The following is a 12,112-nucleotide window of genomic DNA, read 5'->3' as shown; positions in this document are numbered from 1 at the left end:
AAGGTATATTCTCTTAACATTCTTATGTGTTTCAAAATCACTTTATTCAAGTTTCAGACCTACTTAGTAAGTGCAACCCCTGAATGAGTAATTGGACCGGAAACAGCGGCCGAATTTACTAGTCCATTTTCAATTTCTACTGTTACAGTATAACCTTGACTTCCAGTTGGTACGTCTACATCAACTGATTGAAAGGATACCGTTTTACTTTCCCCAACAGCTAGCTGTACTTCCTCCCTTACAGTAAGAATAACCTGTGTGTTCCTTAACACTTTAAACAAAAGTACAGGATTCCCCAATGTATTGACTACACCTACTGTCGTATCAATAATAACGGTGTTAGATGGAGTTGTTATACCTAAACCAAATCCGGCTATTTTCAATGGTTGTGCATTTATTGGGATAAAAATTGTATTGCTTCCGTTGGCAGGTACACTAGCATTGAAATCTATTACTGTTGCCAAATTAAACACTCCCTTTGTTACTAGTTTATGGGGAAAATACTAAAGCGTTTGTATACTACCATTAGTAGCAAAAATACATTTTATTAACTGCAAAAATACTACTAAATGGCTATCCTATCCTTCTGTGTCTGTATACTTATCCGTTTCACTTTGAATTGAATTTCATAGAATAAGTATGAACCAATCTACTTCTATCATTCCTTTGCTATATATAGAAGATGATCTTGTAAAGGAGGTGGTCATATTGTCAGATAGCTTAAATTCAGGCAATAGAAAGAAGATTGTAAAGGGTGATGATAAAGATATATTATTGGCATTGAAGAAATTGATTGATCCCTCATACAGTTTATTAGATGTTGGCTGTGGACTATGCTCCTCACTATCTGAATATAATTGTAAGATCATTGCGGGATTAGAAATACACCGTCCATATTTAGAACAAAGAAAATGTAAACATCCCCATATTATCCCTATAAACGCAAATGCTCTTGAAATGGACAAATTATTTTTGCCAAAGACGTTTACAACAGTACTCTTTAATGATTCTATAGAACATTTTAAAAAACGGGACGGCATACACTTGTTAAATATCGCGGAAGAGATAGCAACAGATAAAGTCATCGTTTTTACCCCAAGAGGCTATTTCCCTCAAAAGGATTTTGATTATTTTAATATGGGTGGAGAAAAGTATCAGAAACACCGAAGTGGATGGGAGTCCAGGGATTTTCTAGATATGGGTTATAACGTAACAATTTTCAAAGATTTTCACGGTCCAAACAATTCCTCTTTCCGCCAGGCTTATGGTGATAATCATCCACCGATCGATGCCATTTTAGCTTGGAAAGATATTGCTAAAAAACAAGCTAATTAAAAAACGAGCTAAATTCGTATCCACTGCTACATTGTTCCCCTTTTGAAACTGCGAAAACAAATTATTTTATTTTGATCATAAGGAAAATGATAGGGGTTAGCCCCTATCATTTTCCTATATTTCTATCAGACAATTACCATATTTCAGGATGCCTTAAAGCCAACTTGGATTAAGAAATAAATCATCCCATTTTGATAAAAGTTAACCTAGAAACCATAGACATCGATGACTCACGGAATTGTGTTAAAGATAATTATTTATTAAAACATCTACCTTTTACCAACACCAAATTTTACCAATCCGAATCCTTTTCATACCCTAATTTTATTAATGTTTTTCCTGCAACTGTTTTGAATGCCTTTTTATGCTCTTCATTAAATTGGGCTTTCCAGTCACCGATATTTGCCTTCCGAAAGGTTGGCGACTTAATAGGATTAATATTTTCATTCATTGTTTTTATAAAAAATTGTTTATTTAATCCTGACTTTTGAAGGTCTTCCCACAAAAAGTCTACTATCTTAAGAATAGTTTCATATCTTAATGACGGATCCCCAGCTAGGTCTTCAAATTTGACACGACAAATGAGAGGACACGTCAACCACCTTAATATAGATTTATTATATTGGTAAATATCGGGGTAGGAAAACACGCCACTTTTAACAAATCCTTTATTGATCGTTACTGAGTCTGGGATATCTCTTATTAAATCAATCCCATTTATGATGGCCAATATTCTTTGATCATGGTCCTGTAAATGATTCATAAAGATTGGATATAATAGGTGTTCATTGAATTTATCAACAATAAAGTGAACCATAGAAACAGCAACATCACGTAAATCTCTGCTAATAAAAATAACCTTTATATTATTTTTTTTGATTATCCGCTCTAGAGTAGCTTCATAAGGAAGATGTACAACACTCATTTCCCCATTTTTAATTAATTCATCGGTATTAGAATATTTTGTTTGGAAGATATTAGTACGTATTTGAATCATCCCTGGAATTCCTAAAATCGCTTGCATAAGAAGATTTGTACCTGCTTTAGGGATAGAAACAATGAGGACTTTTGGAAGGGTACGGGAATCTCGAGCCATGCACTATCACTCTCCGCAGTATAAATTCGATTCCTTTCTTTACCAAACATTCTTTCCGTTTAACCTTATAGAATATTGAACGCTGGTTACCACATTGAAAAAACCTTTTGTTTTCAAAAGGTTTTTTCATGTTCACTAAGTATGTTTATTGATACTGTGACGACCTTAAGTATCACCTTGCTAAATCCTAATCAAGTACTTTAACCCTAACGGTTCGGCGACCCCATTGCAGCGCATCAGACCGGTCAGGAAAGAAGAGATCGATGCGTTTACCATTAATAGCACCTCCGGTATCACCTGCAACGGCATATCCGTACCCATCTACATAAAGCTTCGTCCCTAAAGGAATAACGTCGGGATCAACAGCAACAACCTTTGCACCGGGGTTATTTTTCAAATTAATGCCTGTAGCAGTAATACCCGAACACCCTGCACAATTAGCTGTATAGCCTGTTGCACTGACAAATAACTCTTTAACGGTATTTGAAGATTTACCTCTGCTAACAGTCTTTTTAGTTGTTTTTTTATTTGTTGTGGTTACCGGTCTTTTCTCTGTCGACTTTTTTCGGGTAGCCTTTGCTTCCTCCGCTGCAACCGGATCATCATGCAACGCATAATATGTTTTCGGTCCGACAATCCCATCCATTTTCAGTTCATTTGATTTCTGGAAATGCAATACTGACAGTCTTGTTAAAGGACCGAAGATGCCATCCAAATTCCCTTTATAATAACCAAGGTCTTTAAGGTCATCCTGAACTCCCTCAACCCCATGACCTTTATCCCCCTGCCGCATTAGATCCCAATTATTTTCCATATCTTTATTCAATGATGTTTTTGTTTTTGGGCCAACCACTCCATCAACCTTTAATTGCTTATCCTGCTGATATTGTTTTACCGCCTTTACTGTTGATGCACCGAAATAGCCGCTCGGTTTTGATAGCTTATAGTAACCTGCCTCCTTTAGCACATATTGCAGCGTCTTGACTTCATCATCATGCATACCCTTTTTCAGCGACGAATCGCTAAAATGTGCGCTGGCGGCAGTTGGTATCGTTAATACAGAAGACGTGAGAGTCGCGGTTATAGCTAGTTTCTTCATTAGGGCATTATTAGTAGCCATGAAGATCCCTCCTTAATTGTCGATCTGTATTACTTTTATGTCCTATTCTTTTATTCATGCCTTACAGTTAGATTACAGGATAACAAACTTTGAAATATTTCATAGAATAGTTGGTACTATAACGATCTTTGTCATTTGTAAAAAATAATAGATTGTCCTAATAAAACTGAAAGCGATTATTAACTTATCACCACATCTCGTTGCCCTATTTTTCACTGATAAGACATGCGTCCTCTCAACTTTTAGTTGAAAGAATAAAATATTAATATGAAAGGAGTGATAAAGTGGGTTATCGAAATGAGAGTAATGTAAACAGTTGCGAACGTTATTGTTTGAATGTATGTGTTCGCCTCTTCCCTGGGGATTTCGGACAATGCTTCAATGACTGTGTCAGCTGTCAAAGAAGGGCCGACGTTTTGTCTGATTTTGAAGACAATCAAGATTGTGATGATTGGGAAGATGACTTTTACGGTTAAGGAATTGCATTGGGTATAGTGATATTGGATCAAGTTTGAATCTTAAATAAAGCTCATCAAAATTATTGGTGAGCTTTTAATTGAGGTCCCCCTGACTAGATCTAATGAATCATTCAAACCGATTGATGATTCTCTCAATATTTTTAACGAGCATCTTCGCCCTATTCTCTGTTGAATGATTCCTCCTAACCATATAATATCCCTTATTGGCAATTCGCAAGCGTTCTTCCTCATTCTTTATATAATAGATCGCTTTTTCATGGAAATCATGCCTTGTTATTTGAACCATCGTTTCCCCGTCGACAAATCCCAAATCGGAAAGTTCTTTATTCAACGGTGCAAGCAGAAGGGTGTTGCATGCAAGCACTTCGAAGTATTTCAATAATGAATATCCAAATATAGAATTACAAGTTAAGAATAACTTTGTACGGTTAATTTCTTTTGCATAATCCTTACCAACAAATGAACCCGGTTTTCTATCTTTTTCATTCGTATAGCCCGGATGTGGATGATAAATGAACCCCGGTTTGTTGTAAAATGATTTCAACATTAAGGATCTTAAAGGATAAAGCTGTGGGGCTATTGCTCCCATCATAAGCAAATCAATGTCTTTTTTTATTTGATAGTCCTTATAGACGTCGATATTGGCATGATGGGGTAACCAAATCATACGATGTATGAATTTGGGATACCATTTTTTAAATGCGTCGCGATAGTGCGGAAAAACGGCATCAATATTTTCATTTACGATAAATCTTTTACGCTCATGAACATGGTTCGACATGTCATGAAATATCATGCCCTTTGGGATTCGGTTATTTTTTAGACCGTTAATATTTGGGCATAATTTGGGCGCAAACCAATCATTTAATAAAATAAAATCCGGTTGAAACGACAATTGAGACAAAATATTCGATATATCTCCATCCTGATGCCAAACCATTAACTGACAATGTTTTTTCAATTCCTCTGTTAAATAGTAACTGCTTTTCTCAGGCTTGTTGGATTGATCTTTGGTAATAAATAATAGCTTTAATTTTTCCATTTGACCACACCTTTTATAGTCAAGAGTCTTTTTTGCAAACCCGTGTTATTTATCCATACAGTAAATGTCAACTTTTAATATAGTATATTACCTGATGATTTTAGAATCAGGTACATGTATCTCATTCTAAAGGAGTGAAAATATAATGAGTAGCTTATTTAATGACGGTTGCGGCTGCAGCGGTAAAACAGAATCTGCAAACACAAAATGCAAAGGCTGTGTTTGTGAACTGTTAGCTCAACTTGATGACAGAAGAGTAAGTGACTTTTGTACAAATGGCGGCCGGCAAAGGTTGTTAATTAAAAACAAAGGTGCAGCTCAGCCAGTGTCTCTTGATGGAACCGGCGTTCCAACGGAATTCACTTTGGAAAATTTCGATCGTGACAACTGCTGTGCAGTATTCAGCTTCGAGATGATGACCGGAACATCGCCAGTAACGACAGTAAGACGGACATTTATTGAGGATTGCCGCAGCATTGCCGGTATTGCTTGCTTAGGAGAAGAAGGAACCACTGGAACCCTATAATCTCTAAGTAAAAGATAAGCTTCCAAGCTGTGAACAAGAGTAGCAGCGATGGAATCCTAAAAACAGGCTGTGAACAAGAGTAGCAGCCTGCTTTTTTATGTTATAAATATTTATTTACCTCAAGGTAGTTTCGTTACTGCTCCGATTCGTCTAATATTCTTTTCTTGTCTCCCCCTGAATATCCCCAGGTCATTGTTTAACCCATGTCAAATATTAGCTCCGTCTAAAAACATACGACCCTATCCCCCTCTGATAAAGCTTATGCCAGATCCCTTCGGTTTACCTTAGCCTTATGCAATGTGATATTCTTTGATTTCTTTTCCATCGAAGCTCATAAATAGTCGTTTGTTCCGCTTCATTCTTATTTTATGGCATAGATAAATAACTGTTCATTGGCCATGCATTTTTTATTTTCATACTAATTACCTTTCCGCTTTTAAACATTGTTCTTTTTTGCCACAAGTGTCTTTTCATTTGTTCATTAAAACTATAAACATATTATAGTTATGGACTTTTTATATGGAGGTGAAGATCGTGCCGTTTCCAAGCGATAGCCAATTTTCGGCTATTTCTCTTAACGGGCAGCCGTACTTTAACACCGTCGGGGATGAATCTCCAGCAAGTACGGATTTAGTTGGTAATTTGGTAATTCAACATTTCCATCACTTTATTATGCATACGACGGAACCAATGTTTACTTTAGAATAAAGGTTAACGGGGATCCGCGTAATTCGGCGAAGACAACCTTTCAAAACTTTGCATGGAGTGTTGCCGGTACGTATGAATGGGTGCTGAAATAGAAGTAGATTAGAATTAATTCAAAATACGAATAAACAGGAATCAGCCAATATTAAAAAGCCCTTATTCGGTGAATATAACCGAATTAGGGCCTTTTTTGATATCACGAAATATTGACCTCTATCCAATAAATCCAAGGATATCTCTTTATCCAAGAACGGCGGTTAAATTAGGGACGATTTGCTTTTTGCGTGATACAACATCTTTTAGAATGACTCTGTTACCCGCGAGCGAAACATTAAAGGCTTTCTCGGCTGCATGAGCTTTGTTGCCAAGCGCGATTGCGATCGAGTCATTGTTTAATATATCAGTCACTACAAATAAGAATAAATCTAATTCTTTCTCATCAATAACTCGTGAAATTGCTGCCTCTACTTCCGTTTGGCGATCAAGAACATCGTTTGTGTCCACTGCATTAACCTGGGCAATCTCAACTTTGTGTTCCCCCATTTGAAATTCTTTTGCATCAAGGGAAATCAGCTGGTCAATGGTCTTTTTACTTAAATCAGCTCCTGCTTTTAACATGGCTAATCCATACTCTTCAGCATTCACTTCAGCTATCTCGGCCAATTCTTCTGCTGCAGCGATATCTTCTTCCGTACATGTTGGCGATTTAAATAACAGCGAATCAGAAATGATAGCTGATAGCATTAACCCAGCTATCTCTTTACTTATGACTGCTCCGTTTTCTTTATATAGTTTTTTTATAATCGTTGCGGTACACCCAACCGGCTCAGCTCTGTAATACAAAGGATCATTCGTTTCAAAATTAGAGATGCGGTGATGATCAATTACTTCTAGTACACGAACTTTATCAATATCAGATACACTTTGCTGGCGTTCATTATGATCTACCAAAATGACAGCCTCTGTTTCATTTGCCGCCGTTTCAATTTGCCGGGGCGCATCCACTTTAAAATAATCCAGTGCAAATTGGGTTTCTTCATTGACTGGACCTAAACAAACCGCTTCAGCTTTAACTCCTAATTGAGTTTTTAAATCAACATAAGCGATGGCAGAGCAAATTGTGTCTGTATCCGGGCTTTTATGTCCGAAGACAAGTACTTTATCCATATTTTTCACCTCACGTAGTCTATTTCCTTATCTATTATGAATAAAAACTTTGATAATCTCAAGATACGAAGGATTAAATGTATTGATTAGAACGTTGACATATATAAGAAAAGACAAAAAATAGACCCCCGAGTTTTGCGGCTTGGAGAGGTCTATTCTTTGATCAAAACCGACGCTGCCCCCTTTGAAGGGTATCGTCTTATTGCTCGACCGGAGATGTTGGTACCATCTCTGGTCTTTTATATGTTATGAATATTTCCACATTCATTATACAACATTTTTTAGAAAAATAAACTAATGCCTACTAAATAAGTGCGCTTGGCTATCTTATTTTGGAATCTTTTTTAGTCATTTATAAATAAATGGCTAAAGATTGTTGCTTAAAAAAAGATGCAGGAATAAGGAAATATGCGATCTTCGGAACCCCCAATATATGGAGTGTTCCTACATCGCCGCTTCCGGACGATTTTGAGGAACAATCAGATAAAATGAGTGCCAAGGCAATAAATAATACCGATGTGGCGCTAAAACCCTATTATATTTCCGACAAAGGTCCCTAACTTATAAAAAGCCCTTCTGTCTCCCTGCTCTCATAAGCCGACCGGAAATAGCGGCTTGCTTTCTCGTGATTTTCTCTTTCACAAAAGTAATATGCCAACTGACTTGAATAATCATTAACATAACCATTAAGGCGATGCTTTTTAAAATATGTCATACCCTCTTTTACCGCGGACTCAATCTCATCATCACTTGAACCATCGTTAAACGCTCTTAAAATACTATAGTGATGCCGATATTCAACATTATTCGTTTCTTCGCAAACCTTAAGACCCTTGTCAATCATTTCGAAAGCCTTATCCGATTTAGCGATTTTAAAATATTCCCTGGCTAAAAGGAACGGGGTTCTGACCTTGTTGAAGCCGGCTGCATGCACCTTGTTCAAGTAGTCAATGGCATGGTCAGGTTCCTTTTTCTCGGCATATAGGAAACCTAAATTGTAGTAAATGTGCAGCTTCAATTCCTCATCTTTAAAAAGCTCCGCTGTCTCAAATGCCTGCCTTAAGTGCTTCTCAGCTAACCCGAAATTTTTATTTAAAATGTAACAGAGGCCAAGCAAGTTATCACAATCAGCACTTTTTTTCCCATAATCTTTGTCCGTATCAAAAATGGCTTTCGCTTGTTTGACATGTTTGTAAGCTAACATTGTTTGCCTAATATGATAGTAGACCGATGCCACCCGGTAATGAAATTCACCTTTCTCCATATCATCCGGAATGTCAATTAATTTCTCTTCTGCAGCTGTGTAGTGATCCAATGCTTCACCATATCGTCTCTCTGCTGATTTATGCATCCCAGTAAATAAGTGGTAATAGTAGGTTAACAGTGAACCCATTTTTTCTTCAAAAGGTTTGATGGATTTTAAATATTGGTTAGGTGTTTCTGCATTATTAGTTAATAAATTATGCCTTAAAACCAGCAGCGAATAATAAAGTAAAATCGTTTGATCCTGTTCCATGTCCATAATGATGTTTTCCACATCGTCTTTATACTGAATCGCTTCATTTAGCTGATTACGAATTAAAGCATTGTGCCAAAGGCCTAACACCTTACTTACACTTTCGCAAGACACAGCTTTCGTTGTCATAAAATTACTCCTCTCAACAAAAAAATTAAAAAATTCATAAATTTCTATCGACAAATTAGTACATTTTGGTATAATGAATATGTCGATAGTTGTCATATCTTGATTAAGGAGGCTCATAATGGTGTTAAAACGTGTATTTCTCACTAGTGTCCTTGGGCTTGGTTTGGTTGGTGCCGCCGCTTTTTCTTTTAATTCAGGAGATTTCAGTGCCGAACATGGCAGTGTCCGTACCCATGATCTACAATTGGCCGAGCATGGCAGTGTTCGTACTTCTGATCAAAAATTGGCGGAACATGGCAGTGTCCGTTCTCCTGGAAAGTTTCTTGCTGAGCACGGCAGTGTCCGCACCGCCAAAGAATCTGAAGTTTGAGATAATTCACATCAAAAGACTATTATTGGGCCGGCCTAAGAGCCGGTTTTTTTCTGGTGTAAGAACGCTTTCACGCACATCAAATTATAAATCTCTCTTTTGTATAATACTAGACTAACAGAAAAATTTGAAAATAAAATTGTTTTTCAAAAAACACAACTTAAGTCATATCTAACTAAGTCGAATCGTGCCAGCTAAAGCCCCTTTGTGTCTGTAATCATAGGAAATCAGTGGGATGGTTTCAAATTTTGCAATAAAAAAGCAACTATAGGGTGACTTTTGACGAAATATCAGCTTATTTTTCATCCCCCACAACAATTACCTCAGCGCCTTGTTCAAAGATTCTTTGCAATTCATCCTTAGGGGCTTCCCAATCAGTAATGACTGTATCTATATGGTCCAATGATAACACTCGAGCAAAAGCCTCGTTCCCAAGCCTTTCGTGCGTTGCCATGCAAATGATTTGCCCGGAAACTTCGGCGGCGGTCCTCAATAGCACCGCATCTTCGCTTGCCGTCGTACTTAACCCGCGACTGGGGGTAAGTCCTTCCCCGGCAAGATAGCAAAGGTCAATTTTGAGACCTTTCAAAAACTCAATCGCAAAGGCGTCTACGATGCTGCCAGATGGCTTTATTTTACCTCCTATAAGGTACGTATCAATATGTTCATAGTCTTTTAACACATCGGCGATTTTCAATCCGTTTGTAACAACTGTAAACGGTTCACTTCTTGGTATGTAATTGAGCATGACATGATGTAAAAATGATGTGCCAATAAAAATAGTGTCGCCTCTTCGAATATATGCCACGGCTTCTTTGGCTACAGCTTTCTGTTCAGGAGATCCTTCCTGATAAATAAGGCTGCTTGGGTCTTGCAGCATATCCCCGTTCTTCATTGATATCGCACCGCCATGCGTTCGCTTTAATAACTTTCGTGCTTCCATATCAAGCAAATCTCTTCTAATCGTATCAATCGATACATCTAACATTGAGACGAGCTGCTTTGTCTGCAGCCTGCCCTTCTGTGTGAGGTATTCAAGTATCTTCTGACGCCTTTCTTCAACGAACAAACAAGCACCCCTTTCTGCGTCATTATGCATTTTTATATGTAATAAATCATTTATTCGCTTGTTTCCCTTTTATAAATTAATGATTTTTGCAGTTGTTTATCATATTTCTATCAATTCTTTGCTTTTTCCTGCTTTTCTTCTAAAAAAAGTGCCTGACCTTGGGGAAGTCAGACACTTTTAATATTTTATGATTTGTTTTGTATAATCAGTAAAATCGCCTGTATGTTTCTCTATTATTTGTTTAAGTATATCTAAATTGATTTCTTGGTAGTCATGTACAGCAATGTTCCGAAATCCTACCATAGCTTTTAATCGTATGGCAACAGCTTTGTCAATAACATCATATGTTTTTAAGAGATCAAAAGCATCCCTGCTTGTTTGCGGTAAACCAAGCCGCTTTTCCGAAATGATATGCATAGCTAGGTCAATGGAAGCCTCACAAGCCCTCTGGATATTTAGAATAATCGAATCCTGCTTCGTATAATCTTTCAGGTTGGATGGCTTGTTTGCGTATACTTCCTTGACACGTTGTACGCAGCGTTCAATCACATTAATTTTGTTTAATATCACATCATTTTCCATAGATTGACCCACTTTCATTAATATGCTTTAAGATGGGTTCGCGTTCTTCATTCAATTTTGCATACATACTAAGCGCAGTCATCTGGTGAATTTTTAACAGGGTGTCATCTTTTGAAAAAATCACATTCCCTGTTGAATAAATTTGTGCTTTAAAAACCGTAGATGCCTTTTGCAGATCAATCAAATCAACATCTATTTTAATAATATCAGCTAAATCTTGGGCTAAAAGAAACGTCTCATACGAAGAGATGTTTTGATCTTCCTTATAAAAAGCCACATCCAAATCACTGTCTTTACGGGCAGTGTCTTTCGCTTGAGAACCGAACACTATAATATAAGAAGGATTTAACTTGCTCACTAAAAAGTCTTCAATTTTATTATATATTTCGGTATTCATATAACCGACTCCCTAAGGTATATATAAATATAATACCAAATAGCTTATTTCAATGTCTATTCGGCGTAAAGTGGCCTTTATACTAAATGTGAATGGTCCCCTTAAATGTTATAAGTCACCCTAGGCCATATATATAGGTGTCCAACTATGCTTTTACATTTAAATGTTTTGTTTTCAAAAAAATCTGAGAAAAAAACCAATTAGGGCACTTATGCTGTATAGGCCAACAAAAGTATATAGATTAAATAAAAGAGAATTTGTATAAACGTTTAAAACAGGATATCTATAAATAACAGAATTCGCGTCGTGAGAGCTTCCTAAGACATGAAATAATTGATTGCCAAATTGGTATTCCAAGACACTGCAAACAATAAGTATTAATAGGACAATTATTGAAAATAAAGAGAGATATTTGTTAGGGATATTGAAGGATTTCTTATAAATAAATAAGGTAAGCAAAAAGCAGGAATTAATTAGCAAACCTAAACCCGGATTATTCATAGGACTAACCGAAGAAGCAATTTGGATGAAAATTGGCAAACGCCTTCATTTATTTCGGAATTTGAAGGTGTTTTTCTA

At 36.8% G+C, this 12,112-nt stretch carries 13 protein-coding genes; 4 read left to right on the top strand and 9 right to left on the bottom strand.

From position 1 onward, the window contains the following. Positions 1-59 precede the first annotated feature (59 nt). Positions 60-464, bottom strand: coding sequence for a hypothetical protein (locus tag EV207_RS16150; protein ID WP_132747195.1), 405 nt, complete (start codon positions 462-464; stop codon positions 60-62). 244 nt (positions 465-708) lie between these two features. Between EV207_RS16150 and EV207_RS16145 the strand changes: the two genes are divergently transcribed. Continuing rightward, positions 709-1,335 (top strand): class I SAM-dependent methyltransferase, encoded by a 627-nt coding sequence (locus EV207_RS16145; protein ID WP_132747194.1) that lies wholly within the window; start codon positions 709-711, stop codon positions 1,333-1,335. A gap of 292 nt (positions 1,336-1,627) precedes the next feature. On the opposite strand, the gene EV207_RS16140 is transcribed toward EV207_RS16145, so the two are convergent. The 3 genes from EV207_RS16140 to EV207_RS16130 all read right to left on the bottom strand — a co-directional run bounded on the left by EV207_RS16140 (position 1,628) and on the right by EV207_RS16130 (position 5,072). Continuing rightward, positions 1,628-2,431: a sulfotransferase domain-containing protein gene (locus EV207_RS16140; RefSeq protein WP_132747193.1), complete on the bottom strand. Its 804-nt coding sequence runs from the start codon at positions 2,429-2,431 to the stop codon at positions 1,628-1,630. Between the two features lie 187 nt (positions 2,432-2,618). Then, positions 2,619-3,551: a peptidoglycan-binding protein gene (locus EV207_RS23750; protein WP_132747192.1), complete on the bottom strand. Its 933-nt coding sequence runs from the start codon at positions 3,549-3,551 to the stop codon at positions 2,619-2,621. A 585-nt stretch (positions 3,552-4,136) separates the two neighbouring features. Next, positions 4,137-5,072, bottom strand: coding sequence for a glycosyltransferase family protein (locus EV207_RS16130; RefSeq protein ID WP_132747191.1), 936 nt, complete (start codon positions 5,070-5,072; stop codon positions 4,137-4,139). A 145-nt stretch (positions 5,073-5,217) separates the two neighbouring features. Between EV207_RS16130 and EV207_RS16125 the strand changes: the two genes are divergently transcribed. Then, positions 5,218-5,598, top strand: a complete 381-nt coding sequence (locus EV207_RS16125) for a hypothetical protein (protein ID WP_132747190.1) — start codon at positions 5,218-5,220, stop codon at positions 5,596-5,598. 534 nt (positions 5,599-6,132) lie between these two features. Beyond that, the gene (locus tag EV207_RS23155) at positions 6,133-6,306 is read left to right on the top strand and encodes a hypothetical protein (protein ID WP_165886975.1); all 174 of its coding nucleotides are present in this window, start codon (positions 6,133-6,135) and stop codon (positions 6,304-6,306) included. 237 nt (positions 6,307-6,543) lie between these two features. On the opposite strand, the gene EV207_RS16120 is transcribed toward EV207_RS23155, so the two are convergent. After that, a complete protein-coding gene (locus tag EV207_RS16120; RefSeq protein ID WP_132747189.1) occupies positions 6,544-7,470 on the bottom strand; it encodes a manganese-dependent inorganic pyrophosphatase in 927 nt (308 codons plus the stop codon). Between the two features lie 556 nt (positions 7,471-8,026). Further along, positions 8,027-9,115 (bottom strand): response regulator aspartate phosphatase, encoded by a 1,089-nt coding sequence (locus EV207_RS16115; protein WP_165886974.1) that lies wholly within the window; start codon positions 9,113-9,115, stop codon positions 8,027-8,029. A gap of 118 nt (positions 9,116-9,233) precedes the next feature. On the opposite strand from EV207_RS16115, the gene EV207_RS16110 reads away from it, so the two are divergent. Then, positions 9,234-9,485, top strand: a complete 252-nt coding sequence (locus EV207_RS16110; RefSeq protein ID WP_132747187.1) for a hypothetical protein — start codon at positions 9,234-9,236, stop codon at positions 9,483-9,485. Positions 9,486-9,780: 295 nt separating this feature from the next. On the opposite strand, the gene EV207_RS16105 is transcribed toward EV207_RS16110, so the two are convergent. The 3 genes from EV207_RS16105 to mntA form a co-directional block, all read right to left on the bottom strand. Further along, positions 9,781-10,554 (bottom strand): DeoR/GlpR family DNA-binding transcription regulator, encoded by a 774-nt coding sequence (locus EV207_RS16105; protein WP_165886973.1) that lies wholly within the window; start codon positions 10,552-10,554, stop codon positions 9,781-9,783. Between the two features lie 177 nt (positions 10,555-10,731). Beyond that, positions 10,732-11,136 (bottom strand): type VII toxin-antitoxin system HepT family RNase toxin, encoded by a 405-nt coding sequence (hepT, locus tag EV207_RS16100; protein ID WP_132747185.1) that lies wholly within the window; start codon positions 11,134-11,136, stop codon positions 10,732-10,734. Beyond that, positions 11,126-11,533 (bottom strand): type VII toxin-antitoxin system MntA family adenylyltransferase antitoxin, encoded by a 408-nt coding sequence (mntA, locus tag EV207_RS16095; protein ID WP_132747184.1) that lies wholly within the window; start codon positions 11,531-11,533, stop codon positions 11,126-11,128. The genes hepT and mntA overlap by 11 nt, the downstream gene beginning before the upstream one ends. Between the last annotated feature and the right edge of the window lie 579 nt (positions 11,534-12,112).

It is taken from the genome of Scopulibacillus darangshiensis, from assembly GCF_004341035.1.
Classification (GTDB): Bacteria; Bacillota; Bacilli; order Bacillales; family Sporolactobacillaceae; genus Scopulibacillus; species Scopulibacillus darangshiensis.
The sequence above is the reverse complement of the archived record's forward strand: the minus strand, read 5'-3'. Positions and strand labels throughout refer to the sequence as shown.

Excerpts from the sequence above, each read along its gene's own strand:
- EV207_RS16140 (WP_132747193.1), bottom strand. The coding sequence starts at position 2,431 with ATGGCTCGAGATTCCCGTACCCTTCCAAAAGTCCTCATTGTTTCTATC.
- EV207_RS23750 (WP_132747192.1), bottom strand. The coding sequence starts at position 3,551 with ATGGCTACTAATAATGCCCTAATGAAGAAACTAGCTATAACCGCGACT.
- EV207_RS16130 (WP_132747191.1), bottom strand. The coding sequence starts at position 5,072 with ATGGAAAAATTAAAGCTATTATTTATTACCAAAGATCAATCCAACAAG.
- EV207_RS16125 (WP_132747190.1), top strand. The coding sequence starts at position 5,218 with ATGAGTAGCTTATTTAATGACGGTTGCGGCTGCAGCGGTAAAACAGAA.
- EV207_RS16120 (WP_132747189.1), bottom strand. The coding sequence starts at position 7,470 with ATGGATAAAGTACTTGTCTTCGGACATAAAAGCCCGGATACAGACACA.
- EV207_RS16115 (WP_165886974.1), bottom strand. The coding sequence starts at position 9,115 with ATGACAACGAAAGCTGTGTCTTGCGAAAGTGTAAGTAAGGTGTTAGGC.
- EV207_RS16110 (WP_132747187.1), top strand. The coding sequence starts at position 9,234 with ATGGTGTTAAAACGTGTATTTCTCACTAGTGTCCTTGGGCTTGGTTTG.
- hepT (WP_132747185.1), bottom strand. The coding sequence starts at position 11,136 with ATGGAAAATGATGTGATATTAAACAAAATTAATGTGATTGAACGCTGC.
- mntA (WP_132747184.1), bottom strand. The coding sequence starts at position 11,533 with ATGAATACCGAAATATATAATAAAATTGAAGACTTTTTAGTGAGCAAG.